The organism is Novosphingobium terrae, assembly GCF_017163935.1.
Classification (GTDB): domain Bacteria; phylum Pseudomonadota; class Alphaproteobacteria; order Sphingomonadales; family Sphingomonadaceae; genus Novosphingobium; species Novosphingobium terrae.
The window spans coordinates 82543-107935 of sequence record NZ_JABVZR010000003.1; the positions used below are offsets into that span (position 1 = coordinate 82543).

General features: G+C 59.2%; 21 protein-coding genes and 1 riboswitch. Of the genes, 12 read left to right on the plus strand and 9 right to left on the minus strand.

All coding sequences use genetic code 11. The features are described 5' to 3' along the window. Positions 1–160 precede the first annotated feature (160 nt). Positions 161–334 carry a DUF6771 family protein gene (locus tag HGK27_RS29975; RefSeq protein WP_206245779.1) on the minus strand — a complete coding sequence of 58 codons (174 nt, stop codon included), beginning with the start codon at positions 332–334 and terminating at the stop codon, positions 161–163. A 686-nt stretch (positions 335–1020) separates the two neighbouring features. On the opposite strand from HGK27_RS29975, the gene HGK27_RS29980 reads away from it, so the two are divergent. Beyond that, the gene (locus tag HGK27_RS29980) at positions 1021–1257 is read left to right on the plus strand and encodes a hypothetical protein (protein ID WP_206245780.1); all 237 of its coding nucleotides are present in this window, start codon (positions 1021–1023) and stop codon (positions 1255–1257) included. Between the two features lie 1002 nt (positions 1258–2259). Here the strand turns inward: HGK27_RS29980 and HGK27_RS29985 are convergent. Continuing rightward, on the minus strand, positions 2260–2526 hold the full coding sequence (locus HGK27_RS29985; RefSeq protein ID WP_206245781.1) for a hypothetical protein: 267 nt from the start codon (positions 2524–2526) through the stop codon (positions 2260–2262). 173 nt (positions 2527–2699) lie between these two features. Between HGK27_RS29985 and HGK27_RS29990 the strand changes: the two genes are divergently transcribed. After that, complete coding sequence (locus HGK27_RS29990; RefSeq protein ID WP_206245782.1) at positions 2700–3209, plus strand: GNAT family N-acetyltransferase; 510 nt, start codon at positions 2700–2702, stop codon at positions 3207–3209. Positions 3210–3391: 182 nt separating this feature from the next. Here HGK27_RS29990 and HGK27_RS29995 read toward each other — a convergent pair whose 3' ends face one another. Continuing rightward, entirely contained in the window at positions 3392–4126 is a 735-nt protein-coding gene (locus HGK27_RS29995; protein ID WP_206245783.1) for a metallophosphoesterase family protein, read from the minus strand. A gap of 311 nt (positions 4127–4437) precedes the next feature. After that, positions 4438–5370 carry a LysR family transcriptional regulator gene (locus HGK27_RS30000; RefSeq protein ID WP_206245784.1) on the minus strand — a complete coding sequence of 311 codons (933 nt, stop codon included), beginning with the start codon at positions 5368–5370 and terminating at the stop codon, positions 4438–4440. Between the two features lie 66 nt (positions 5371–5436). Between HGK27_RS30000 and HGK27_RS30005 the strand changes: the two genes are divergently transcribed. Next, positions 5437–6501: a zinc-dependent alcohol dehydrogenase family protein gene (locus HGK27_RS30005; RefSeq protein WP_322099079.1), complete on the plus strand. Its 1065-nt coding sequence runs from the start codon at positions 5437–5439 to the stop codon at positions 6499–6501. A gap of 58 nt (positions 6502–6559) precedes the next feature. On the opposite strand, the gene HGK27_RS30010 is transcribed toward HGK27_RS30005, so the two are convergent. Beyond that, a complete protein-coding gene (locus tag HGK27_RS30010; RefSeq protein ID WP_322099080.1) occupies positions 6560–7108 on the minus strand; it encodes a TetR/AcrR family transcriptional regulator in 549 nt (182 codons plus the stop codon). Positions 7109–7251: 143 nt separating this feature from the next. Between HGK27_RS30010 and HGK27_RS30015 the strand changes: the two genes are divergently transcribed. The 4 genes from HGK27_RS30015 (at position 7252) to HGK27_RS30030 (ending at position 17780) form a co-directional block, all read left to right on the plus strand. After that, positions 7252–7977 carry an SDR family oxidoreductase gene (locus tag HGK27_RS30015; protein WP_206245786.1) on the plus strand — a complete coding sequence of 242 codons (726 nt, stop codon included), beginning with the start codon at positions 7252–7254 and terminating at the stop codon, positions 7975–7977. Positions 7978–8610: 633 nt separating this feature from the next. Further along, positions 8611–10239 (plus strand): ShlB/FhaC/HecB family hemolysin secretion/activation protein, encoded by a 1629-nt coding sequence (locus HGK27_RS30020; RefSeq protein ID WP_206245787.1) that lies wholly within the window; start codon positions 8611–8613, stop codon positions 10237–10239. An 11-nt stretch (positions 10240–10250) separates the two neighbouring features. Continuing rightward, positions 10251–16724, plus strand: coding sequence for an MBG domain-containing protein (locus HGK27_RS30025; RefSeq protein WP_206245788.1), 6474 nt, complete (start codon positions 10251–10253; stop codon positions 16722–16724). 258 nt (positions 16725–16982) lie between these two features. Next, positions 16983–17780, plus strand: a complete 798-nt coding sequence (locus HGK27_RS30030; protein ID WP_206245789.1) for an alpha/beta fold hydrolase — start codon at positions 16983–16985, stop codon at positions 17778–17780. 208 nt (positions 17781–17988) lie between these two features. Here HGK27_RS30030 and HGK27_RS30035 read toward each other — a convergent pair whose 3' ends face one another. Continuing rightward, entirely contained in the window at positions 17989–18582 is a 594-nt protein-coding gene (locus HGK27_RS30035; protein ID WP_206245790.1) for a TetR/AcrR family transcriptional regulator, read from the minus strand. Between the two features lie 60 nt (positions 18583–18642). On the opposite strand from HGK27_RS30035, the gene HGK27_RS30040 reads away from it, so the two are divergent. From HGK27_RS30040 to thiD, 3 genes are all read left to right on the plus strand, one after another. Further along, entirely contained in the window at positions 18643–19569 is a 927-nt protein-coding gene (locus HGK27_RS30040; protein ID WP_206245791.1) for an alpha/beta hydrolase family protein, read from the plus strand. A 40-nt stretch (positions 19570–19609) separates the two neighbouring features. After that, positions 19610–20011, plus strand: coding sequence for a tautomerase family protein (locus HGK27_RS30045; RefSeq protein WP_206245792.1), 402 nt, complete (start codon positions 19610–19612; stop codon positions 20009–20011). A 36-nt stretch (positions 20012–20047) separates the two neighbouring features. After that, positions 20048–20163, plus strand: a riboswitch (TPP riboswitch). 116 nt (positions 20164–20279) lie between these two features. Continuing rightward, on the plus strand, positions 20280–21077 hold the full coding sequence (thiD, locus tag HGK27_RS30050) for a bifunctional hydroxymethylpyrimidine kinase/phosphomethylpyrimidine kinase (RefSeq protein ID WP_206245793.1): 798 nt from the start codon (positions 20280–20282) through the stop codon (positions 21075–21077). Between the two features lie 126 nt (positions 21078–21203). On the opposite strand, the gene HGK27_RS30055 is transcribed toward thiD, so the two are convergent. The 3 genes from HGK27_RS30055 to HGK27_RS30065 all read right to left on the minus strand — a co-directional run bounded on the left by HGK27_RS30055 (position 21204) and on the right by HGK27_RS30065 (position 23467). Then, on the minus strand, positions 21204–22046 hold the full coding sequence (locus HGK27_RS30055) for a hypothetical protein (RefSeq protein WP_206245794.1): 843 nt from the start codon (positions 22044–22046) through the stop codon (positions 21204–21206). A 73-nt stretch (positions 22047–22119) separates the two neighbouring features. Further along, positions 22120–23130 carry a pyruvate dehydrogenase (acetyl-transferring) E1 component subunit alpha gene (pdhA, locus tag HGK27_RS30060; protein WP_206245795.1) on the minus strand — a complete coding sequence of 337 codons (1011 nt, stop codon included), beginning with the start codon at positions 23128–23130 and terminating at the stop codon, positions 22120–22122. A gap of 7 nt (positions 23131–23137) precedes the next feature. Beyond that, positions 23138–23467 carry a DMT family transporter gene (locus tag HGK27_RS30065; RefSeq protein ID WP_206245796.1) on the minus strand — a complete coding sequence of 110 codons (330 nt, stop codon included), beginning with the start codon at positions 23465–23467 and terminating at the stop codon, positions 23138–23140. A 213-nt stretch (positions 23468–23680) separates the two neighbouring features. On the opposite strand from HGK27_RS30065, the gene HGK27_RS30070 reads away from it, so the two are divergent. After that, positions 23681–24580, plus strand: coding sequence for a LysR family transcriptional regulator (locus HGK27_RS30070; RefSeq protein ID WP_206245797.1), 900 nt, complete (start codon positions 23681–23683; stop codon positions 24578–24580). Between the two features lie 83 nt (positions 24581–24663). Beyond that, positions 24664–25371, plus strand: coding sequence for a hypothetical protein (locus HGK27_RS30075; RefSeq protein WP_206245642.1), 708 nt, complete (start codon positions 24664–24666; stop codon positions 25369–25371). Positions 25372–25393: the final 22 nt, after the last annotated feature.

Below are 25393 nucleotides of genomic sequence, written 5' to 3' on the forward strand. Positions count from 1 at the left end.
CAACAGCTTCGAACACCGTACTATGAGGACAAAATGATGGAACGCCGACGTTGCAACGGTGACGTTGATCCGGGTGCCGTAACGCTGCCGCCTTCAGCAGGGTGGTTGCCTGCAAAGCGCCTGTAGCGGTCAGCGGGCCACCTCACACGGTCAAACTTAACTAACCGTCGTCGAGTTCTGGCGGCAGAGTGTGCCGCCTGTCGATAACGGCGTTGGCCAGTTCCTGCGCGGCGTCTTCCCGCACTGAGGCCTTGGGGGCCGTGATGCCCGCACGCGCCCAAGCGGGGGCGGCGAGGATAGCCTGAGCGATAGGGGTGGGGTCGATTCGTTCCATGGACATATGAGAACAAATATGGAACATCGGCGCAAGATGGAATGTCGAGGAGCCGATTCGATGTCTCTGGAATATGATCACTCCCCCCGTTTGGCTGAAGCCGTAAAGCTGGATGTGCTGGTTCGCCGAATATTAAGGCGGTGCGCGCATTCGTCAGATCATGAAGTGGCGATCTCGGGGGCCCGGACTGACGCGGCTCACTGAACGCTATGGACCTCATGCAAGCCTTGGCCGTCGTCGACTCAGTGGCGGATCGCGCGGATGTGTTACCAGAGCGCGGTCAGAACCTCATCGATGCGATGGCTTGCTCGCGTGACTGGGGGATCGAGCGTTCCGAGCTTGTCGATTTCTGGATATGCCTGGAGGATGATCACCCTGTGGGCCGGTGGCAGAGCGCCAACGCGCAGCGCAATCGAATAAGGCATCTGGTGAATGATCGTCGGCGGGCTGTGAAGGAGCGTCAAAACCCGAGCCATGGGGATTGGTAGTGCTGTGCGCAGCGGCGGAGGAGGATATATCCGCCGCGATCAAACGTGAAATGGCAGAAATCCGCCATTTTGTGCTATCAGATCGAGAACGCGATACTCCTACTGATATCCCACATTTTCGCTGTCTATTCCCATTTTCAGGAATAGGCAGAGCAATCCGAAGCGACCATCCTTGGGGCCTAACCCTAGGAGATCACCATGGATGAAGACGCGCTCATGGCCTTTGGTGCCGTGCTGACCATCATAGGCGGCCTACTGGAGCGCGCCGGAATATCCTCGAATGCGGAACTGGCCGGTATGCTGCGGAACATGGCTGCCGCGACAGATCTGTCTGGACCGCAGTATAGCGGGCAGGCCGCCTATATCACCGCCTGGTCCTCCATGGTGCAGTCTGCGGCGATGTCCCTGCCGGAAGGGGGCGGGAAGCCAAACTAACCCAGATCATGGGTTTATGCGGCATTTGCCCCTTCCCATTCCACGAGAACCCGGTACGCAGGCCGCGCGGGATCTCGATACCAAACCAATCCCGTGCGTTTGACGGTTGCGACCCGTTCGATGGAAAAGTCTTGGCGCCTTCTTTGACCACCGATTGACGGCGCTGAGAAGGTTGGCTCGGTATCGAGGGGATCGCAAGATCTCGGGCGAGCCAACCGCACTTGCGATAAGTGGTCGGAACCAATGCGCAGATCCTGCAATTTACATGCAGAGGCGCCTTCGAGCGTCGCGAGCGTTCCCTACGTGCTCCGCCCCCCCCGCCGGTCGGGAACGCTCGCATTCCCCGGAAATCATGGAGGTTTGCAAAATGCCGCTTGCGAGGTTTCCCAAGCAGAGGGTGTCCCGTTTCTGGGAATTGTGGGATAATTTTGCAGCACAGAGCGGATCGATGATCAAGCCCGTCCTGCTTCCGACCGAGCCCATGGCTCGGCTGTTTCTGGTCGATGATGCATTCGGAGAATATCTGAACCGCAGAAAATTCTTTGACGGAGACGGGACCGCAGCCGCAGGTTAGGCGGCGTCGCAAAATGGAACATGCACGGGGGCTGCATCTCTGAGCGATGGGCGCATGTAACTATGTAAGGTGAACCGCACGGATTTTTCGGAGGGTCCACCTCGGGAGTGCCGGATGAACGAAGGCCCGCTTTCGACGGTTACAAAAGGACGCGTGAGGGCAAATTTGTCCGCGGGAGTGGCCGGTCAAAACGCGCCGCCAGAAAGCTGCGATAATAGAAATTATGTTAAAACATCTGCTTCAGATAGGTCAAGGCCGACTTCTGGCGGTGAGCTGAATAAACCTGAACGCATGTCCTCTTCCATCCATGATCTGCTAACTCATTAGTCGATCACCCGACGAAGCGTACTTTAAGTTGGAAGTCTAATCCATTTCCCAACGAGCTCGACGGATCCGCGGCCATTTGTTCAAGCGTATCACCCAAGGCGTCAATTTACCATTGCGATGGCGATCGGATCACTTGGATCGAAGCCGTTCATCGTGCACGCCAAACTGGCAAGCCGAGGCCCACAGCGTGCAACCAGTATGGTTTGCATCATCGCTGCATCATACGCAATGGTCGCATGGAAAACTCGCAGCGTCGCATCACGCTTGAGATCCACAATCGTCGAGCTGAAGAGGCATCGGCGATGCCGTTGCGGTGACATTGCGACCTTCGCCATATTTTGTGGGTCTAGTGCCGGCAGCAGATCCATCTGTGCGGATTTAAGATCCCGGAATCACGAGCCGTTCCAGGAGACGGACCGGGTTAGCCGCCTTTCTTGACCGTCGCGAAAACGGTGGTTCAGCGAGAACACGAGGCCTGCCCGAGACGACATTGCGAACAGGGAGTGGTGACAAGCACTATAAAGCGTTATTGAATGGAGCCATGAAAACAATCAAACTCGTCCCGCTTCCATTATTGACACTCAAGGCACTTGGCGCTGGTGATCTCATATCGGCGAACCATACCGCACCAATTCCGCTAAGCGAATATTTCGTGCGTCCCGATTGCCGGAGCACTTGGCACCGGCGAGCTTTGCAGATTGCAAAAGACCCTCGCGCCGAAGAATGGATCACGCGAGTTATTGTCGATACAGATCGAGGAATGGCGATCGGCCAAGCTGGATTCCACGGGCCGCCGGATGCCCTCGGTATGGTCGAAGTCGGCTACGCAATAGACCCGCTTTTCCGGAGGCAGGGATATGGTCGCGCTGCTCTTGCGGCCCTACTTAGTTGGGCGATGAAAGACGAGACTATTAGAAGGGTTAGAGCCTCCATCAGCCCAGAAAACCTCCCTTCACGTATGATTGTTAGCAGCTTTGGATTTGTCGAGGTGGGTGAGCAGTGGGATGATGAAGATGGTCTTGAAACAATTTTCGAGGTTGAAGCCTGCTAACCCGATAGGAACCCGTTTTTCGCCCCCTCCATCAGGAACCCAGTCCGAGACGGCTGCACTCGACCGAACGTCAGAATTTTAAAAACGGCTTGCAACGCGGGAGCCAACCACAGATGCCGTTCCGGTCCCGACGACGGTGGCGTCCATCCACTCAAGGCATGCACGACACTTTGAAGAATGCCTCAGTTCCGCCCGGTTCTCAAAGCGATGGCCCATTCTTGGCGCCCATTGCTCAGCGCGACACAGGCCGCCTGTTCCCAATCATAATCGACGCAATGGATTTCTGCGGACCAATCACCGCCATTATCCGACACGATCGCATAGCGTGCTTGCGGTGACCCAGCCTCAACAGAGTGGGGATAGGGGTGGTCATCGGTATAAGCTGGCAGACCTACACTGCCGGGGTTCACGATCAGACGACCATCATGCAACCTTTCCACGCGCGCCAGATGGGTGTGACCGCAAAGGATGACTCGGGCATCACAGTTACCTGCCCGATCCTTAATCTCGGCTTGTGTCGCACGGCGCAAGCCTTCGGGCGTGACGGTCTCAAGCAAATAATCCAAATCGCTATTTGGCGTCCCATGCACTAGCAGGATATCTTCGTTCAGCCGGATAGTTTGGGGCAGGCTGTCGAACCACGCCAATTGCGCTGGCGTGAGCGTTTGGGCAGCGTACCGATCCGATGGGCCCATCCGATCAAGTGGGAGGGTCAAAACCTGTCGTTCGTGATTTCCCCGAATTGTTGGAAATTCCAGAGGTATAAGGCGATCGGCCGTCTCGCGTGGAAACAGGCTACCTGAACAAATATCGCCAAGATTGACGATCTGATCGATTGAATGCTTCGCTATATCCCGAAGCACTGCATCAAGGGCAGCAATATTACCATGGATATCTGATATCGCAGCAATTTTCATATCACCTCTTATTAATACAGAGAGTTCAATATATCATGCTTGTCCGATTTACCTGTTCGATCGCACCCCATTACCTGGGGAAGAAATTTTCGCCTTCAAGATTAAATTTCAACTGCGTAGCTTTTTTATCAAAGCGTTGTAGCGTGGAAAACTCGGACGCATCCTTCTTCACTTTCTATTTTATAAGATGATACACGTCTTTCTGCATCATTTATATTGTTATCCTCGAATAAAGATCGGCCTCGTTTTTCGGGCGAAGATGAAAATGACTTGATTACGCTTTTGGCAAAAATCGTCTGATATTCATACTATTATGAAACTTGATCATCCCAGGGCGCTAATGGCATGAACCTATCAACAAGCGCGTCAACCACCGCTCGAACTTTGGGCGCTAGATCGCGGGATCGCGGCCAGATTGCGGTTATGGCGCCATCCGTTACAGGTGTCGCCAGGGCAATTATCTCGAGCTTACCGCTGCGCAACTCCTTGTCGGCAAGCCAGGTCGACAAATAGGACACACCAAGCCCATCTACTGTTGCGTCGCGCAAGGCTTCTCCATGGCTGATAGTATGGCGAGGACGGACCGCTATTTCACGAATCTGCCCGTCGCTTTCTTGAAAGCGCCAAGGCAACGCACGACGGTCCTTAGCGTAGGCGAGGCAATCGTGAATGGCCAGATCATCGACGGAGCTTGGCCTCCCTCTTCGGTCCAGATAATCCGGCGAGGCGCAGATCACCGACTTCTGCGATCCTATGCGGCGCCCGGTCACGCTTGCCATCGTCCCAGGATCGCCCAGCCTGATCGCGAGATCAATCCCCTCCTCAACGAGATCCACGTAGCGGTCGGTGAAGCTCACCTCCAATTCCAAGTCCGGGTTGTCCGCCGCCATCACCTCAAGAATCGGCATTACGCACAAGCGTCCGAATGAAACCGGCAGATTGATCCGCAAAAGGCCAGAAACCGATCGCTTGCGGGCCGCGAGCAAAGCCTCTACCATATTCAGTTCTTCGAGCACTTTAAGGCAGCTTTGATAATAGGCGTGACCTTCTGCCGTCAGGCTCAAACGCCGCGTTGTGCGTTCAAGCAGCCGGACTTTGAGGCGTTCTTCTAGGCGCGAGACACTTTTGGCCGCAGCTGATTTCGACACACCCATACGCAGGGCTGCCGCAGTGAAATTACCGCTTTCCACCGTATGCACGAAGGCTGAAATGCCTTGAAGATGGGAATGAACGTCCAGCGACATAATTGGCAACCTGATGGAGGAAATGATCGGAATTCATAGCGCAACATAAGCCAAGGGATTGTCAATATGATGAGCTTCCAAAATCTGGAGGCAAGGATGAAAACAGTCATGAAGCAATGGCAACTGCCTGCCTTTGGGCAGCGAAACCTCGAGCTTGCAGAACGGCCGGTCCCGACGCCCGGGCCTCGAGATCTGCTTGTACGGGTCGCGGCCGTCTCCCTCAACTATCGGGACCTCCTGGTGATGGAAGGCGAACTCTTACTCGAAAAGCCGACCATGCCTTTCGTCCCCACCTCCGACATGGCGGGCGAAGTGGTGGGGGTAGGCCCTGACGTATCCCGCTTCCGTCCCGGCGACCGAGTGCTCGGCCATTTCTGGACCCAGTGGATCGACAATGCCCCACCAACCGGGATGGAGCGACACGGACAGTCGCTGGGTGGGCCGCTGCCAGGCATGCTTAGCCAATATGTCGTCCTGCATGAGGACAGCGCGGTGGCTGCACCCGTGTCGCTGAGCGACGAAGAAGCCTCCACCCTGCCGATCGCCGCGTTGACCGCCTGGTTCGCGCTGGTTGTAACGGGTCCGGTCAATGCGGGTGATACAGTGCTGATTCAGGGGACCGGCGGTGTAGCCCTTTTCGGGCTGCAATTCGCGCTAGCATTGGGCGCGCAAACGATTATCACCTCCAGAAGCGGCGATAAGCTTAATCGTGCCAAGGCTCTGGGTGCTACGACGGTGATCGACACTAGCCTCACCCCTGACTGGGCTTCGATCGCGCGGGAAGCTACAGCCGGCAAGGGGGTGGACCATATTATGGAAATGATTGGAGGCGACAATCTGATCCGTTCGACAGACTTACTGGCGGCTGGTGGACGCATTGCCCTGATCGGTTTTCTCGATGGACAGATGCTCCAGTTGCCAGCCGTATCGATGATGTTGAAGAGGTCGATCCTTCAGGGCATCTCCGTCGGCCATCGCCGTGCCTTCGAGGATATGAACCGCGCCATAGACGAGCTTGGCATAAAGCCTGTCATTGATGCAATCTACCCCTTCGCAGCGGCGCTCTCTGCCTTCGATCACCTGAAACGGGGCCCCTTCGGCAAGGTTGTTATCAAGGTGGCGCAGGATTAATGGATATCGCAGTATATCTCAAACAAGCCGGCGCCTTATCCGGCATACTTCCAGCATCCTACTGATATTTTTGGCCGAACAAAAGGTCCGTCAGTGACATGGCTGTCTTCCGTAAGCGGGTTTCATCACGATGGACCCGCTCCATGACTGCAAGTCCCCTTGTGAAGGTGATAACGATGTCTGCTGCCGCCTCCGCGCTGATATTGAGCTGCAGCCTTTTATCCATCAGAACAAACTGCACCATTTCTTCGAGTTGATCTAGGAGACGCTGCAAACGCTGGGTGACCTTGGTATCAACCCTGTCCATCTCGATCGCCGTCCGCGTAGTTAGGCATCCGCGAGCCGGGGTTCCATCAGTCATATTAGCGATCGCAACGTCAAGGAGTGCTGCGATGGCAGACCGAGGATCGCCCTGCGTGAGTGCCGCTTTGGCATTTTCTAGGAAGCGATCTGCGTAACGATCAAAAGCTAGAAGGAAGAGTGTCTCCTTGTCTCCGTAAGCATTGTAGAGGCTCCCTCGCTGAACCCCTGTCGCGACAGCCAGTTCGGGCATGGACGTTGCGCTGAACCCTTTTCGCCAGAATAGATCCAGCGCCTTGGCCAACACATCATCCTCGTCGAATTGCCGCACTCCCGCCACGCATCACCCCACTATCCTTGACAGAACTGTCAAACTTGACACCTTTGTCAAGAATAACCTCGCTTGACAACCTTGGCGAGCACAGATTCGCTCTATGAGTGGAGGAGGCGATGTCGTTCGTACTGGTCACCAATGTCACTCAATATGCAGGCCCCGGGGCAGTCGATGGTCTCTTGGCCGAAGGTCATCATGTACTATGCCATGATCCCTCCTTTACCGATGACCAAGCCCGAGAAGAATTCGAGAGTCGCGCAGGCTCGATCACTGCTTTGGCCGGCCAGATTCCAGAAGAAATCCATTTAGAAGTTCAACGCCGTTTCGGCGTGCCAGATGCAATCGTATCGAACGATGCCCACCCCATCGCCCGAAAGGATATTGAGACTATACCGGTCGATGACTTCGGCGCCACCTTCGACGCCGTGGTGCTCAAACCCATTCAGCTAACCCAACTCTTCCTTCCCGCTATGAAGGCGCGGCGCCGAGGAAGCTTTGTTTTCGTCACATCCGCACGCGAGGCGCGGCCCGAGCCGGGCTATGCGGTACCAACCACCTTACGCGCGGCGACAACCGCTTTTGCCAAGGCACTGGCAATCGAAGTAGCGCCTTTTGGTATACAATCTAACGTCGTCGCGCCAAACTATCTCTACAGCGAACTTTATTATCCGCGCGCGAGCTTCGTCGATGATCCGTCCGGGCGCGAAGCCATCGCTGCACTCGTACCCTTTGGGCGGCTGGGTGAGCAGTCCGAAATCGGTGCCCTCATCGCCTTTCTAGCCTCAGGCCGCGCGGCTTTCATGACCGGCCAGATGGTGCACTTCACTGGTGGCTGGTCATGAGTGAGATCTTCGATGCAGCATTGCGAATCAGCACCATCGATAACAACGCGATTGCGCGCTTTCTGATGCTATATCGCAAGGCGATCCGACGTTCTCCGTTCGAGTTTCGGTTGATCCTCCATTCGACGTAAAGGAGGCCACATCGATTTTCCAGACTGATAGATATGATGGTGTAGCTCTTTTCCCGTTTCTTGGTTCTATCGCCACTCGCGACCTGCGCTTATGAATTTTAACATCCGAACCCTTGTGGATTCGGCGCCCTTTGCGGAGATAAAAAATGGCCTGTGGTACCGTTGCGTGCTGGATGGCAAACCGTGCTTGCTGAATGACAAGAAGACGTGCCCGAGATGTCACGGCATACTCGCCTAAAAGATCGACAGAGGCACTTGCCAAACATAGGTATTACGACTTATTTTTGCATAATTATTTGTAATTCAAATTAAATCTGGACGATCTCTCGGTATGGGAATAATAGTCCCGCCGAAAATCAATTCCGAAATTGGGGGCATGTGTACGATGGAGAAATGTCAATCGCGCGGTTTGCGCGCCAAATGGCGTGCGTCCGTCGTCTTCGCGGCTGCATTTCTCACGGCATCGCCGGCCCTCGCCCAAACTGCACCTTCGGCAAGTCGCGTGGCACCTGAAAGCCTGGCCCCCTTGAAGCCGGATGAGGCAGGGGCGATCGCCCTGCCCGAACGCGCCACTGCCGATGCCCCACCGGGCGCGGACAGGTTGAACGTCACCTTGCGGCAGGTCCTCGTTGAGGGCGGTCTCCCGGAATTCGCCGGGATCACGCAGCAGGTGACCGCCGAACTGGCCGGACACAATGTGAAGGTATCCGATATCTACACCGCCGCCGGCCGGATCGAGGCAGCCTATGCACGAGCCGGCTATGTGCTCACGCGTGTCACCCTGCCGCCGCAGCGCATCACCGATGGCGGAGATGTGAAATTCCTGATCATCGATGGCTATATCGAGGATGTCGATGCCAGCGGCGTGCCAGCCCGCGTACGCACCGCCGTTCGCAAACGGGTGGCCGGTCTCGTTGGCGCCAGGGGCCTGACCCTGTCGCAGATCGAGCGTCGTGTGCTGCTGGCGGGCGAGGTGCCGGGCGTGCAACTGCGCACAACCCTGATCCGCGGCAGCGCCGTGGGGGCCACGCGCCTGATTCTCGAAGCCAAATACCGGCCGATCTCGGCTTCGCTCGGCCTTGAGAACGATCTTGGCTATGCCTATGAAAATCAGGCACTCTCTGCTCAGTTCGCGCTGAATTCGGTGCTGGGTCTGGGCGAGCAGCTCTATGTTCAGGCCACCACCGGGCCCGACATTGGCACGCTGTTCAGGGGCGAGCCGCGCCGCCGCGTGCTGGGTGCGGGCGCCATTTTCGCGCTTGGTGACAATGGGCTGACCTTCAACCCCGAATATACGGTCGTGGACACCAACCCCCGCGTACCTCAGGGCGGCGTCCAGGTCACCGGCCACTTCGAACGCCTGTCCTTCCGTGCCGCCTATCCCCTGATCCGGACGCGTCGCGAAAAACTCGGCCTGTCAGCAAGCTTCGACCTGCTCGCCGAAACCGAGGCAGCGAAGGCCTTTAGCCTCACTTTGAACCATGACCGTTTGCGCATGGCCAACATCGGCCTGAATTGGTCGCGATCGCTGGCCGCAAGCACCGTCATCGCAACCGACGCGCAGTTCACGCAGGGCATCGCTGGCTTGGGCGCGCGCACCCTGAGCGATGTCATCGCCACCAACATCCCCTTCACGCGGCAAGGGGCGAAGCCTGATTTCAGCAAGCTGGGCGGCCATTGGCGCAGCGACACGCAATTGGGCGGTGGTTTCAGCCTGACCACCATCGCGCGCGGGCAGGCCTCGCTTTCGGGCGTCCTGCCCGCCCCGGCCCAGTTCTCGCTGGATGGCAGCGATGCGCTCTCCAGCTTCTCACAAGGCTCGGTCAACGCCGACAGCGGCGTCAGCGGTCGCGCCGAACTGGCGCGGGCCATGGCCTATGGAAGGCAAAATCGCGGGCTCATCACCCCCTATGCCTTTGGCGCCGTGGGCTACGGCCACGTCAGCGATCCAACCGTGCTGGAGGTGGCCAACATCAACACATGGGCCTTCGGCGGCGGCCTGCGCATGCTGGTGGCAGCCTATGACACCGGCCTGACGGGCTTCAGCATGGTCGAGGTCAGTCATGGCCACAGCACAACGCTGCCGCAGAACCCCACGCGGGTCTCGTTCAGCTTCACGGTTCGGTATTGAGGGGGCGGCACATGCAGCGTTTCACACAGATCAAACTCGCGGCAAGCTCTAGCGCCCTGGCCCTGCTGGCCGCCATGACGGGCAGCCCGGCATGGGCTCAGGCTCCTCTTCCGGCGGGTGGTACGGTCGCTTCCGGGCAGGCCCAGATCGGCGCACCCAACGGCGGCAACCTGACGATCAACCAATCGAGCGCCAAGGCAATCATCAACTGGCAGAGCTTCGATGTGGCCCCCGGTCTCAGCGTGGTGTTCAACCAGCCTGATGCCAGCAGCGCCACATTGAACCGCGTAACCGGCAACACCGCTTCGACCATTGCGGGCCAGATCAGTGCCAATGGCAGCGTCTATCTTATCAACCCCAACGGCATCCAGATCACCGCATCGGGTGTGGTCAATGTCGGACGCGGCTTCGTCGCCTCGAGTCTCGATATCGCCGATGCAGATTTTCTGGCCGGCAAGGGCGCCTTTGGCGGCACGGGCGGGGCCATCGCCAATGCCGGGTCGATCACCACCAGAACCGGCGGCTATGTTGGCCTGCTGGGCGGCAGCGTCAGCAACACCGGCCTGATCCTTGCCCCGGCAGGACAGGTGGTGATCGGTGCGGGCACCACCGCGACACTCGACCTCAATGGTGACAGCTTTCTGCAGGTGGCCCTGCCCACCGATGCCGCACTGACCGCCAATGGCGCGGCAGCCGCGCTGACCGGTGCTCAGGCCCGCGATGCGCTGCGCAACATTGTCAATCTGCCCGGCAGCATCAATGCGCGCAACGTCTCGGGCGAGAGCGGCAATGTGGTGCTGAGCGGCACAATCAATGTCGATAGCAGCAGCGGCGATGCTGGCCATATCATGGCACTGGGCAACAGCCTGACCGCCAATGGCACGCTGACCGCCCGCGCATTGGGGGCAACAGGCAAGGGCGGCTTTGTCGAAACCTCCGGCAACAGCGTCGATTTTACCGGCATTCATGTGGATACCATTGCGGCAGGTGGCAAGACCGGCACATGGCTGGTCGACCCCACGGACCTGACAATCGACAGCGCCGCCGCCAGCACCATCGCCGGCAATCTGGCGAGCACCGGCGTTACGCTGCAGACCACAAACACTGGATCAAGCGGTACTGGCAATGCGTCTTCCGGGCTGGGCGATATCAACGTTAACAGCGCTATCACTTGGAGTTCGGCCAACACGCTGACGCTGGACGCTTTTCACAGCATCATCTTCAACGCTGCGCTCACCGCAACCGGCAACGGCAAGTTGGTCCTGAACACCAACAACAATGTGAACGGCACCAGCAGCGGCGGAGCGCTGACCTTCAACAGCGCGGGCAATGTGCAGTTGCAGGGTGGCGGCGCGACGCTGACGATCAACAACCAATCCTACACGCTGATCCATAGCGTAGCCGACCTTCTTAACATCAACAACAATCTTTCAGGCAAATACGCGCTGGCCCAGACCATCGACATGGGGGGTACGAGCTATGCCCAGAGCCCTATTGCGCCCTACGTCGGCAGCAATGATTACTTCACCGGTAATTTCAATGGCCTGAACAACACGATCAAAAATCTGACAATCAATGTCACCAATGCAAATGAACTTGTGATTGGTATGTTCGGTCAGATCGGTGCGAACTTCAACGACCCCGCCACAGTCTCCAATCTCGGCCTTGTCGGTGGGACTGTTATCAACAATATGACGACAGGGTCAGCGGTGGGTGCGCTTGTCGGCCAAAATTTAGGCCAAATCTCAAACGTCTGGTCTTCAGTCAATGTCTCGAGCAATCAGACCAATGCCTTGATTGGCGGTCTGGTCGGTTACAACTGGGGCACGATCACGGGTGCCCGTGCCACGGGCACCGTTACCAGCACTGCTCTGGGCAGTTATGCTGGCGGGTTGGTCGGCTTCAATGACGGCTACTCCGGACAGTTGAGCGTCATCAGCAATTCCTACGCGACCGGTTCTGTGCAAACCGCTGCAGGGCAAGGCGGAGCCAGCAGCGGCTTAGGTAACGGTTCGGACAGTGGCGGGTTGCTCGGCTTCAACAACGGTACTGTTACCAATGTATATTCGACTGGCGCGCTCATCGGAGGCGCGGGCACCTATGTCGGCGGACTGGTGGGAGAAACTGCGTCGCTGGGTACGGTCACCAACGGTTATTGGGACATCAATACCTCGCAAACGTCCTCTTCAGGCCAAGGCAACGCAGGTACTGGCCTGTCCACCGTGCAATTTAAGAACGGAACGTTACCCAACGGCTTCTCCTCAACCGTCTGGACGGCCAGCAGCGGATCCTATCCGCAGCTTTTCCTGACGCCGATCATGACCACGCCGCTGACCTATAGCACAATCCCCACCTCCAGCACTTTTGGCACTCAGGCCACGCTGAGCACGGCGATCCTGTCAGGCAACCCGGCTAATGTCAGTGGCACGGTCAGCCTGTACACGACCAACAACAACGGCGTTCTCTCGGGCATGGTCGCGCTGTCACCCACGCTGGCGGCAGGAGTCTATTTCCAAGGCGTTTCTGCCCTCACCGGCTCGGCTGCGGCAAATTATTCCATCGCCAGTTCGGGCAATACGATTGGCGCTCTGACCGTCAACAAGCTGGCGCTGACCGGCAGCATCGTCGCGGGCAGTTCAGCCTATGGTGCCGTCCTGGCACCGGGCACCGTCAATCTCACTAATCTTGTCAGCGGAGCCGGCAATGTCTCTGCTACGGTAACGGTGTTCACTGCCGGCAACACCAGTTCCAGCGGTAACCTCAAGGCAGGCAGCTACTCCGGCATACAGCGCGTCACCTCGCTCTCGGGCACGGATGCCGGCAACTACACCTTCGCAGGCATAACAGGTGACTACACCGTCACGCAGCGAGCTCTGACCGGCGCACTATCATCGAGTTCGTCGACCTACGGCTCCGCCCTGACGCCCGGCACCGTCAGCTTCAGCAACCTGCTGTCTGGCGATGTGGTCAATGCCGGTACGGTGTCCGTCAACACCACCGGCAACCTGAGCGGCAGCGGCAACCTCAAAGCGGGCAGCTACACTGGGATTGAAAGCGTTTTCACCATCAGCGGTGCGGATGCCGCCAACTATAGCTTCGCCGGGCTGACAGGCAACTATACCGTCAATCAGTTGGCCCTGACTGGCACGCTGGGTGCAGGGTCCTCGATCTATGGCTCCTCACTGACGCCGGGCACCGCCAGCTTCAGCAATCTGGTCGCAGGTGATGCGGTCAATGCCGGTACGGTGACCGTAACCGCAGCTGGCTACACCAGCAGCAGCGGCAACCTCAAGGCAGGCAGCTACACCGGGATCGAACATCTCTCGACCATCAGTGGTGCGGATTCTGGTAATTACAGCTTTGCCGGCCTGTCGGGCAATTACACCGTCAATCAGCTGGCCTTGACTGGTTCACTGAGCGCCGGTTCCTCGACTTATGGCTCGACATTGACGCCGGGCACCGCCAGCTTCAGCAACGTGATTACGGGCGATGTGGTCTCGGGAGGTACAGTCACGGTCACGACCACCGGGAACCTGAGCAGCAGCAACCATCTCAAGGCCGGCGCCTACACCGGGATCGAGAGCCTTTCCGCCATCAGCGGCGCCGATGCCGGGAATTACAGCTTCGCAGGACTGACCGGCAATTACACCGTCAACCAACTGGCCTTGAACGGCACGTTGACGAGCGGCTCGTCGGTCTATGGCGCGGCCCTGACCCCTGGCGCTGTCAGCTTCAGCAATCTGCTCTCGGGCGATATCGTGAATGCCGGTGCTTCCACGATCACGACCGCTGGCAACACCAGCAGCAGCGGTCATCTCAAGGTCGGCACTTACACCGGCATTGTGAACCTTTCGACGATCAGCGGCGCGGATGCCGCCAACTACAGCTTTGCCGGGCTGACGGGTGACTACAGCGTCAGCCAGCTTGCGCTGGCAGGCACCTTGGGAGCCGGTTCCTCGACCTATGGCTCGGCGCTGGCGCCCGGCGCCGTCAGCTTCAGCAATCTTGTGGCGGGTGACGCTATCACCGCAAACCCGGTGGTCATTGCGACCACCGGTAACCTGAGCGGCAGTGGCAACCTCAAGGCTGGCAGCTACACCGGCATCCAGAGCGTTTCGGCCATCAGCGGAGCGGATGCTGGAAACTACAGTTTTGCCGGTTTGACGGGGAATTACACCGTCAACCAGCTGGCACTCAGCGGCACGATCACGGCTGGTTCTTCCAACTATGGCTCGGCCTTGGCGCCCGGGGCACTCAGCTTCAGCAATGTGGTCGTGGGCGATGCCGTCAATGCCGGTCCCGTGACGATCACGACCACCGGCAACACCAGCACCAGCGGCAACCTCAAGGCCGGAAGCTACACCGGCATCCAGAGCGTTTCGGCCATCAGCGGCGCTGATGCCGCCAACTATAGCTTTGCGGGGCTGAGCGGCAACTACACCGTCAACCAGCTGGCGCTGACCGGTACGATTGCGGCAGGGTCCTCGACCTATGGCTCCACGCTCATGCCCGGCACCCCGACCTTCAGCAATGCAATCGCCGGCGATATCCTGACCGGCGGCGCGATCACTGTTGCGACCTCGGGAAACACGAGCAGCAGCGGTCATCTCAAGGCCGGCAGCTACATCGGCGTCGAGAGCCTTGTCGCGATCACCGGCGCCGATGCCGCCAATTACAGCTTCGCGGGGCTGACAGGAAACTATACCGTCAATCAGCTGACGCTGAGTGGTACGCTGGGCGCCGGTTCCTCGGTCTATGGCTCGGCGCTGACGCCGGGGGCCGTCAGCTTCAGCAATCTCTTGACCGGCGACGTGGTCACCGCCGGCGGCGTAACCATCGCCACCACCGGCAACACCAGCGGCAGCGGCAACCTCAGAGCGGGCAATTACACCGGTATCCAGAGCGTCTCCACCATTACAGGGGCTGACGCAGCGAACTACAGCTTTGCCGGTTTGACGGGCAATTACACTGTCAACCAGCTCGCCCTGAGCGGTACGCTGGGGGCGGGCTCCTCCACCTATGGTTCGGCGCTGGCGCCGGGCGCCGTCAGCTTCGCCAATCTGGTCTCTGGGGATGCTGTCACGGCAGGCCCGGTGACCATCGCGACCGCTGGCAACACCAGCACCAGCGGCAACCTCAAGGCTGGCAGCTACACAGGCATCCAGAGCGTTTCCGCGATCACGGGGGCGGACGCAGGCAACTACAGCTTTACTGGTCTGACGGCCAATTATGCCGTGAGCCAGTTGGTGCTGAGTGGCGCGATCACGCCCGGCACTTCCACCTATGGCTCAGCCCTGGCTCCCGGTGTGGCGAGCTTCAGCAACGTCGTCGCTGGAGATCAGGTGACCCCAGGCAGCGTCGCTCTGACCACCACCGGAAACACCAGCAGCAGCGGAAACCTCAAGGCTGGCAGCTACACCGGTATCCAGAGTGTCTCTGCCATCAGCGGCGCCGATGCCGCCAATTACAGCTTCGCAGGGATGACGGGTGATTATGCAGTCAACCAGCTTGCGCTGAGCGGTACGATTGCCGCCGGTTCCTCGACCTATGGAGCGGCGCTCGCGCCTGGCGCGGCGAGCTTCGGTAATCTGGTGGCGGGGGATCTCGTCACCACCGGGCCTGTCTCCATCGTCACGGCAGGCAAAACCAGCAGCAGCGGTCATCTCAATGCAGGCAGCTATAGCGGCATCCAGACCCTCTCCACGATCAGCGGGACGGATGCGGCCAATTACAGCTTCGCGGGCCTCACCGGGAACTACACGGTCAGCCGTGCCGCGCTGAACATCGCGGCCAACGGCGGGCAGTCGAGTGTCTATGGTTCGGTCATACCGGCGCTGCTGTACACGCAGTCCGGGCTTGTCAGCGGGGACAGCCTCGGCGGGGCATTGACCACCGGCGCCGCTCAAGGCTCGAATGTCGGCACTTATGCCATCAATCAGGGCAGTCTCTCGGCGGGCAGCAACTATACCGTCACCTATACGGGGGCAAATTTTGCGATTACCCCGGCGACGCTGACGTATGTCGCCGATCCGGTCAGCCGCTTTGCCAACACCGCCAATCCGGTCTTTTCTGGGAGTGTGACGGGCTTCCTGCTCAAGGATACGGTGGCCACCGCCACCACAGGTTCGCTGAGCTTTACCAGCACAGCCACGGCGCAATCGGCGCCCGGCCTCTACGGCATCGTCGGTTCTGGTCTCAGTGCTGGCAATTATGTGTTCGTGCAGGCGCCCGCCAACGCCGTCGCGCTGACGATCAATCCGGCGGCGACAGAGGCGGCTTCACGCACGGTCAGCCAGGATACCATTGCCAACAACAACCAGAGCAGCGTGGGCGACATTCGCGCGGCCTCTTCGAACAATGATGTCGATCCGGCAGAGATCATTGATCGCACCGGCCCATCCGATCCGAGCAAAGCGGGAAATCCGCCTCAGGGGCCTTGCGTATCCTACGGCGCGGGCAAGCCTAAAGTATGCATCTCGCATTGAGCTGGCTTGTGGCGGTGTCGCCGTTGTTGGAGGCACCGCTGGCTTTTCACCGTACCCAGCCTGGGATTGCTGGCGTAGTTCCCAACACATAATCATCCCGACGGCGATCAAATCCGTTATTAGGGCTGCTTAATGCCGGGCAGAGCTGCCTTCGAATCATCAGCCCCGTTGGCCTCGTAATTTTTGGTTATCTCCAGGCTTTATAAATTGGAGGCGGCCTTCAGAGACATTCATGCTTCCGGAGCAGGGTGGACAGTCATGATCTATGAGAAAAGGAATATAGACGGCATTGTCGTGTATCATCGCGGTGGAGATGGCGACCCGATCGTCCTTTTGCCCGGTGTCATGGCCGATGCGGAAAGCTGGATCCCCGTAGCGGACGCAATCGACGCACCCAATCCGTTGTTGATCGTCAACCGCAGAGGTCGTGCCCCGAGCCGAGAAATGGGCGCCGACTACGCTGTAGAATGCGAGATTGCCGATATTTCCAGCGTTGTCCGTTCGCAGCCGGGCTCTGTTCATCTGGCCGGCTGGAGCTATGGTGGGCTGATAGCACTTGAAGGCGCTGTCACAGGTTTAGATCTTGCATCTGTCATAGCCTATGATCCGATCTCACGCCCCTTCGCGCCCGAGACGATCACTCCAGTGCGTGATGCGCTCGCGCATCAAGATTTTGATCGGGTCGTGGAGATCGTCAACCGGGATGTATCCGGCTTCTCCCAAGACTATGTCGACGCCTTGCGAATGACCCCGGCTTGGCCGCAACTTTGTCGCCTCGCAGCGTCCCTGGGAGATGAACTGGCAGCGATCGAGCAGTTCGAGCCACATTACGAAAGCTATGCGCAGCTCGAGATCCCTGTGACGCTAATCGTTGGCGAACATAGCCTGCGGCAGGCGCCCTATGGCTCCGCATTCGAACGCTTCGCGCGAGCAATACCAAAGGCGCTCATAACGCAACTGGTTGATCAGGGACATCTGGCTCATGTTTCCGCTCCTACCTTGCTGGGGCGAATGATCGCCTTGGCGGTTAGCGAGGCGGACCCACATGCTCGATAGTCGGTCGAGACTTTAGCGGCCAGGGGCCTCTCGTACCACGCTCTCCCGCCGTATACCGATCGGGGCAATTGGCTCGACGTCGGACTCTGCTTGGGAGAAACACCAGACAAGAGCACTTGCCAGGAGGCCGCGCAGCGCATCCTACAGAGACTGGGAGGTGCCGACACTCTTTGCTTGCCAAGCCGCCGGTCGAGCAAAGCGTCGACTGCTACATTTCTGCGCCCACCAGCGCGAAACTTCGGATCAAACAGGCGGCGGCCTCCCCCGCACTGTCGAGATAGCTCGGATCGCGATGGAGCAGGACGACCGCGAAGGCACCGTCCAGCAGCAACATGATATGGCGCGCCAAGGCCTCAGCCTCCTGCCCGTTCCGTCCCTCCTGAAACACGCCTGCCAGCCACGCCTCGACACGCTTCTTATGTCGGCGCGCCGCGACGACCGCCGGATGCCCGGGCTGATCGACCAGTTCGACCGATGTTCGCAGGAAGCCGCAGCCCCTCCAGGCCGGATGGCGCGCTGCCTTCGCAAGATGGCGGAAAATGCTTTCGACGCGGGCGGCAGCATCCCCTTCCCCCTCGGCGAACCAACACTGGAACAGGGCCAGATTGGGCTCGTCGCGCGCCGCCAGATAGGCGGCGATCAGATCGTCCTTGCTGCGGAAATGGTAATAGACGGTGCGCTTGGTCAAGCCTGCATGCTCAGCGATGGCGTCCAGGCTGGTGGCGCGGATGCCGGCTCCCTGAAACAGTCGAGCAGCGGCCTTGAGGATGCGTTCGCGCGCCGGGGGAAGCTGTCTAGCCATGGCCATGTATACCGTATAGTGAATATACTCGAGGCAGGCACCTGCCTTATCCTCGTGCTCATGGCAAGCGTGGTCGCCCCCCCCTCCGCCCCTCATGGTGAAACCGTGTCGTTCCGCTGCGCCGATGACGTTACGCTCCATGGCCATGTCTGGGCGGCGCCGCCCGGCGCCAGCCACGGGAGCGTGATCGTTAACGCCGCGACCGGGGTGGTGGCGCGCTATTATCACCGATACGCACGCTTTCTGGCGACGCATGGGTTCGACGTGCTGACCTATGATTACCGTGGAATTGGTGCCTCCCGTCCGGCCAGCCTGCGGGGATGCCACTACCAGTGGCGCGATTGGGGCGAGCAGGATTTCGCGGCCGTACTGCGCTTCATGCAGGAGCGCAGCCCCAAGTCCTCTCTGGCGGTCGTGGGCCACAGCTTTGGCGGTTTTCTGCCGGGTCTGGCCCGTGGCGCCGGGCGGATCGACCGGATGCTGACCGTCGGCGCCCAATATGCCTGGTGGGGCGATTACGCCCTGAGGGCCCGCGCGCGACTGCTGCTGAAATGGCATGTAGCGATGCCGTTGCTGACGGCGCTCTTCGGCTATTTTCCCGGTCGGCGCCTTGGTTGGCTGGAAGACCTGCCGGCAGGCGTTGCCCATGAGTGGAGCTTCCGCCACCAAAGGTTTGAACGGAACCATCCGGTCGGCGAACGGCAAGACGTGTGCGATCGTATCGCCCAGGTGACCGCGCCGATCCTGGCAGTTGCTGTTGCGGATGACGACATCGGCACAGTCGCGGCCCTGCGGCGCACGCTGGACTATTATCGCCGCGCCCCGCGGACATTGGTCTGCCTGAGGCCTCAGGACTACGACCTGACCGCCCTCGGCCATTTCGCCCTGTTCCATGATCGCCATGCACCGGACTTCTGGACGGACACGCTGCGCTGGCTGAGAGACGGGCAGAACCCCTGGGCGTCCCGGATCGTGGAGGTCCGATAAGGGGAACCCTTTCCGCCATTGACGCAATGGAGTTTCGACTATGCCCTTCACCAGAATTTCGCTGCTCGCAGGCAAGCCGGCAGCCCATCTCTCCGCCATCGTCAACAGTCTGGACCGCGCCATGGTCGAGGGCTTCGAAGTGCCCGAAACCGACCAGTTTGTGGCGATCCATCAGCATCAGCCGGGCGAGCTGATCTTTGACCGCCACTATGGTGGCGGACCGCGCTCGGATGATTTCGTGCTTTTCCATATCACGACGGGCCGGGTCCGGGCGCAGGCCGTGCAGCAGGATTTCTACCGGCGATTGGTGGCGGGACTAGCGGCCAACCCCGGCATTCGGCCCGAGGACGTGATGATCGTCATCGTGAATTCCACCTTCGACCACTTTTCCTTCGCCTCGGGCATCGCGGCGTCGACGATAGCTGCAGGACAACCTCGATGAAGCCGATGGACAGTCTGCTTTAAGAGACTAAGCTGGCAGAACACCGAGGGGAGCTTCGACAAGAAGCTGAGATACCGTTGGCCCAGGCAGCGCGGTGACCCTTTGAACCTGATCCAGATCACACTGGCGAAGGGACGGGTCTGTATCACCTCGCGCTGGCGGATTGCGCCATCGCCATGTCGGCCAGACAATCCTTTCCTCGCGGCAGATCGATACCATGCGTCGGCTGCGCAAGACTGGCAGCCCTTGTCGTTGAGGAGCGCTATTCATGATCGCGAACGTTCTCACCATCGCCGGAACCGATCCGACCGGAGGCGCCGGCATTCAGGCCGACATCAAGACTTTCTCTGCCCTGGGCGCCTATGCGATGTCCGCAATCACCGCTGTGGTCGCGCAAAACACGCAGGGTGTACGTTCTTTCGTGGCTCTCGAACCTCAATTCGTCGCCGCTCAGATCGATGCGGTCTTTGAAGATGTCCGTGTCGATGCCGTCAAGATCGGCATGGTGGCCACGGCAGAGATCGCCGCAATCATCGCGGATCGCCTCCGCCATCATGGCGCGCGCAACATCGTGCTGGACCCCGTGATGGTCGCCAAAAGCGGCGATCATCTGTTGCTTCCCGACGCCGTGGCGGCGATTGCGGCAAGCTTGGTTCCTATATCCACGGTCATCACCCCCAATCTGCCCGAAGCGGGGGTCTTGCTGGGTTTCGAAGGGGAATGGACACGGGAGGAGATGCGCAGAAGGATCGCCGATCTCCGCATGCTGGGCCCACAGTGGGTGCTGCTTAAGGGCGGCCATCTGCGGGACGGGGGCGATAGCACCGATTTGTTGCTTGGCAGCGGCGACATGATCAAGCTTTCCGCAAGGCGCATCGTGACCGTTAACGACCATGGTACCGGCTGTACCTTGTCGGCCGCGATCGCGGCGCTGTTGCCGTCGCTTGGGGTGGAAGAAAGCGTCCGCCGCGCCAAGACATTCATGCACAATGCGCTGGCAAACGGCGGAAAGCTCGATGTAGGAAAGGGACATGGGCCGCTCCATCACTTTCATGCGTATTGGTGAAAGTTCGATTGGGAGCGCACGCCCCCAGCCTCTGCACTAGGTCCGCACAGGGTTGCCGCGATCGATGGATCGAAGGCGCGAGCTCGAGATGCACGCGTAAAGTTCCTGCCGGTGCGCTGCCCGCTGTCAGATGAGCCGATCGATCAACAGGCCATGACCGCCCGCCACCTTCGCGCTGGAGACAGAGTGGCTCGATACAAAGGCAGGAGCAATGATGCCTGCCTCAAACCAGGGATCGGGGTTGACCTGAGCCCCATACAACACATGGCCGTTGGCCAACCGGGTTACGACACTGCCGTCCTGCAGGGCATCAAGTTGCCTCTTGGCGTCGATCATTCCGGAAAGCGAATCCGTCCGCGCCTGCGCGAGGTCGATGCCCTGCCCCTGCCCGTCCGTATAGGTCGCATCGCTCAGCCAGCCCGTCTGCCCCGCCTTGTTCACCACGCCCTGCATCATCGCGAGGAAATGGACCGAACCATCGATTTTAGCCGCTGTCGCTGCGGTGTCGTCGACTGCGGTTTCTGCATTGACACCTAAAAGGTGCCCCAGATCCGCATTGAACATTCCAACGGCTCCGACAAGACCGGTGTCGGAATTGAGACGCTGCTCAAGCCACTGGCGATCGGTATCGCCCAGACCGCTTGCCTCGACCTTGAGCTTGCCATCGTCGGAGGTGAAATCGAAATGCGCGTCAGCAAGATCGGGGCGATCGGCTATAATCGCCTGGAAGGCGGCTCCTATGGCGTTGGCCAGCGCCTTCGTGTCCTGGCTCAACGCAGCTTGTGCTTGCCATTGACGGTACATGTCTGACGTCGTGATGTCGGGAGGTTGCGCGACAGAGATCTGGAGTGCGCTTGCGTCCGCCCAGCCACGATTCCCATCTGGCCCCGCATTCTCAACGCCTTTTACCGTCAAACTGGGGGAAAGCGTCGGGATCGAAATTGGCGATGCTGGAGTGAGGCTCGTCATGCTGTGCCTTTCTCTGGAGATTAAACGGCAGAATTTCATGTTTTCGATGACATTCCAGAATCAGTGAAACCCTTCAGGCATAGACATCCGTATAGAGTTCGCTCAGATCCGGCTCCGGGCTGATCGTGGCGAACTGGGCCGCCTTGATCGCCACCTCTTTCATGCGCCGGTCGATCTCCTTCAACTCATCGGCAGGCAGTTTCCAATCGTTGAGCAGGCGGCCCATGACGCGATCAATGGGATCGTTCTGCATCTTCATCTGCTGAACTTCTTCGCGCGAGCGATATTTGGCAGGGTCGGACATGGAATGGCCGCGATAGCGGTAGGTCAACATCTCCAGAATATAGGGGCCCTCTCCCGCCCTTGCCCGGTCCACCGCGCGCTGCCCTGCCTCACGCACGGCGCGCACGTCCATCGCATCGACCTGCTCGCCGGGAATGTTAAAGGAAGCGCCACGCTTCGAAAGATCGATGGTAGCTGAGGCTCGCTCGATGCTGGTGCCCATGCCATAGCGGTTGTTCTCGATCACATAGACAACCGGCAGGTTCCAGATCTTGGCCATGTTGAAACTCTCGTAGACCTGTCCCTGATTCGAGGCACCATCCCCGAAATAGGTCAGGCAGACACGATCGTTTTCCTTGTATTTGTTGGCAAAGGCCAGCCCCGTGCCGATCGAAACCTGCGCGCCAACAATGCCATGGCCGCCATAGAAGCCCAGTTCCGGGCTGAACATATGCATCGATCCGCCCTTACCCCGCGAGATGCCGGAAGCACGGCCAGTCAACTCTGCCATCACGATGTCAGGATCGACACCCAAGGCCAGCATATGACCGTGATCACGGTAGCCCGTGATGACCTGGTCTCCCTCCTCGATCGCCATCTGCATGCCCACGACGACGGCCTCCTGCCCGATATACAAGTGGCAGAACCCCGCGATCAGCCCCTCGCCGTACAATTGACCGGCGCGCTCCTCGAAACGGCGGATCAACACCATCTGTTCATAGGCGCGCAGATCCTCTTCTCTGGTGAAGGTTGAAGGGGCGGCTTTGGTCGTCTGCGATTTCATAGGCTTGCCTTTGTCCATCTCGCCGTCACCGGCTCGTGAGTTTGAGGCCGATCATCCCAACGAGGGTGATGGCGATCCATGCAAGGCGTGCAGTATCGACCGCCTCGCCGAAGAACAAAATGCCCGCCACCACCGAACCGATGGCACCGATCCCGGTCCAGACGGCATAGGCCATGCCAAGGGGCAGAAGCTGCAGGGCCCTCCCGAGAGCAAAGATAAACAGTCCTAGCAGGACGAACGAGGTGAGGCTCCACCCCACCCTGCTGTAACCGGCGGCCTGTTTGACGCTCACAGCCCAGGCGACATCGAGGAAGCCGGACAGGATCAGCAAACCCCATGCGCCCGCCTGACTCATCGCCGAAGTCCATCACACGGAGTGAACCCAACACCATGCTCTATGCGTCTCTTTCTGTTCATGAGGCGAACATAACCCTTTGACCCATTGACGAGATTTGGCATTTCGAAAGTGCCATTTGTCCTTCCGCAAAGGCTCATCCAGCCTTTTGCCTTGCCCTGGGGGATTGCACGGGCCAACCAGCAACCGAGTTCACTCAGATGGAACGTCATCATGGACTGGAATGATTTTCGCCTGATCCTGGCGATCGGGCGGCAGGGCTCCCTGAAGGGAGCGGCCAAGGCGCTGGGGCACGACCACTCGACGATCTTTCGTTGGCTCAATGCGCTGGAGGGGCGCTATCAGGTCCAACTGTTTGACCGCAATGCGGGCTCCTACACACCGACCGAAGCGGGGCAACGGATGATCCAGGCGGCCGAGCGCATGGAGCGTGAGGCCCTGTCGGTTGACCGCGACATCTCGGGTCTGGATGCAAGGCTGACCGGCCATCTGCGCATCACCTGCTCGGAAAGTCTTGCCTATCGGCTGCTCAACGATCTGCTGGCCGGTTTTCGTGCCCAATATGATGGCATTACGCTCGAACTGCTGGTCGACAATCGACAGCTCGACCTGCTGCGCCGGGAGGCGGATATCGCGATCCGCGCGACAAGGCCCACAGAGGGCGAGCTGTTCGGGCGCCAGATCGCGGAAACCGCCTGGGCGATCTATGCCACGCCCGCCTATCTGACTGAGCGGCCGCCCGTCGATACCGCTCCCTATGCCGGGCACAGCTTCATCGGTTGGCACATGGAAGCCGCAGCGGCCGCAGCCCAATGGCTGACCGATACGGTCTCTGACGATCAGATTATCTATCGCTCAAGCAGCTTGATCAACCAGATGATGGCGGTGAAGGCGGGCATCGGCATGGCGCTGCTGCCCTGCTATCTGGGCGATCAGGAGACGGATCTGATGCGCGTATCGGGCACTGCAGCCGCGCTCACCCGGGAGCTCTGGCTCATCACGCATAAGGATCTGCGCAATACCGCGCGTGTGCGCGCCTTTTTCGACATGGTGGGGCAAGGCCTGATCGACAGGCGCAGCCTGCTTGTCGGCGCCAGCAAAGTTCACGCCTGACCGGTTTGACGTGGCCATGTCAGCCGCGCCGCCACATCCATCATCAACGCAACCGGACCATTTGGCCTGAAGGACCCGATCTTATGACTATCCTCAAGGGCATGCTGCTGTCGGCACTGGCCGTCACGTTGACGGTGACCCAATCGAATGTCGCTGCCGCACAGCCAACCGCGCAAGTCACTCCGGACAACTTCACGACCGACCCGCTTTTCCGACAATATGTCAACGACGAGTTTCAGTTGAGCCGCGCATTGGCGACTGCCATGGCCAAGGTGATCGACGACAGTCACTTTACGCCCGAGATCAAGTCCCTTGCCCCTGCTCTGCCCGGTTGCATGGATATCATGCGCAAGGCCATGTTGGCTATGGTCGATGACCAGTCGATCCACCCGCTGATGAGCAAGCTGCGCAGCCTCAGTTTTGAAGAGCGCCAGCATTTCGCCACATTCAGTGAGTTTCTGCACACGCCCGATGGCACCCGGCTGATCGCTCTCAACCATCAGGCCATGGCCGTGTCGGATCAACTCGACTCCGATGGCTTGCCGCAACTCACCAGCGAGCACGACAGCAAGCTGGCAGAGATGGGAACATTGCTGCAACGCCAGCCCAAAGCCAGCGAATTGCCGCAGACCCTTTTCGGCCTTGCTCTCTATATGCAGGCCATCACAGATCAATCGCAAAATGACGGTGAAATCGACGAAGCTCGCAAGAAAGTCTTCGCCACACCGCCCTGCGTCGCTTTCAAACAACAGGTCGAGGCCTATGATAAGATGCATCCCAAGAAGCAGTAACAACGCATTACAAGGCCTGTCA

Excerpts from the sequence above, each read along its gene's own strand:
- HGK27_RS30040 (WP_206245791.1), top strand. The coding sequence starts at position 18,643 with ATGGCAAGCGTGGTCGCCCCCCCCTCCGCCCCTCATGGTGAAACCGTG.
- HGK27_RS29975 (WP_206245779.1), bottom strand. The coding sequence starts at position 334 with ATGGAACGAATCGACCCCACCCCTATCGCTCAGGCTATCCTCGCCGCC.
- HGK27_RS29995 (WP_206245783.1), bottom strand. The coding sequence starts at position 4,126 with ATGAAAATTGCTGCGATATCAGATATCCATGGTAATATTGCTGCCCTT.
- HGK27_RS30000 (WP_206245784.1), bottom strand. The coding sequence starts at position 5,370 with ATGTCGCTGGACGTTCATTCCCATCTTCAAGGCATTTCAGCCTTCGTG.
- HGK27_RS30035 (WP_206245790.1), bottom strand. The coding sequence starts at position 18,582 with ATGGCTAGACAGCTTCCCCCGGCGCGCGAACGCATCCTCAAGGCCGCT.
- thiD (WP_206245793.1), top strand. The coding sequence starts at position 20,280 with ATGATCGCGAACGTTCTCACCATCGCCGGAACCGATCCGACCGGAGGC.
- HGK27_RS30070 (WP_206245797.1), top strand. The coding sequence starts at position 23,681 with ATGGACTGGAATGATTTTCGCCTGATCCTGGCGATCGGGCGGCAGGGC.
- HGK27_RS30025 (WP_206245788.1), top strand. The coding sequence starts at position 10,251 with ATGCAGCGTTTCACACAGATCAAACTCGCGGCAAGCTCTAGCGCCCTG.
- pdhA (WP_206245795.1), bottom strand. The coding sequence starts at position 23,130 with ATGGACAAAGGCAAGCCTATGAAATCGCAGACGACCAAAGCCGCCCCT.
- HGK27_RS30030 (WP_206245789.1), top strand. The coding sequence starts at position 16,983 with ATGATCTATGAGAAAAGGAATATAGACGGCATTGTCGTGTATCATCGC.
- HGK27_RS30015 (WP_206245786.1), top strand. The coding sequence starts at position 7,252 with ATGTCGTTCGTACTGGTCACCAATGTCACTCAATATGCAGGCCCCGGG.
- HGK27_RS29990 (WP_206245782.1), top strand. The coding sequence starts at position 2,700 with ATGAAAACAATCAAACTCGTCCCGCTTCCATTATTGACACTCAAGGCA.
- HGK27_RS30055 (WP_206245794.1), bottom strand. The coding sequence starts at position 22,046 with ATGACGAGCCTCACTCCAGCATCGCCAATTTCGATCCCGACGCTTTCC.
- HGK27_RS30065 (WP_206245796.1), bottom strand. The coding sequence starts at position 23,467 with ATGAGTCAGGCGGGCGCATGGGGTTTGCTGATCCTGTCCGGCTTCCTC.
- HGK27_RS30075 (WP_206245642.1), top strand. The coding sequence starts at position 24,664 with ATGACTATCCTCAAGGGCATGCTGCTGTCGGCACTGGCCGTCACGTTG.
- HGK27_RS30005 (WP_322099079.1), top strand. The coding sequence starts at position 5,437 with ATGATGAGCTTCCAAAATCTGGAGGCAAGGATGAAAACAGTCATGAAG.
- HGK27_RS30045 (WP_206245792.1), top strand. The coding sequence starts at position 19,610 with ATGCCCTTCACCAGAATTTCGCTGCTCGCAGGCAAGCCGGCAGCCCAT.
- HGK27_RS29985 (WP_206245781.1), bottom strand. The coding sequence starts at position 2,526 with ATGGATCTGCTGCCGGCACTAGACCCACAAAATATGGCGAAGGTCGCA.
- HGK27_RS29980 (WP_206245780.1), top strand. The coding sequence starts at position 1,021 with ATGGATGAAGACGCGCTCATGGCCTTTGGTGCCGTGCTGACCATCATA.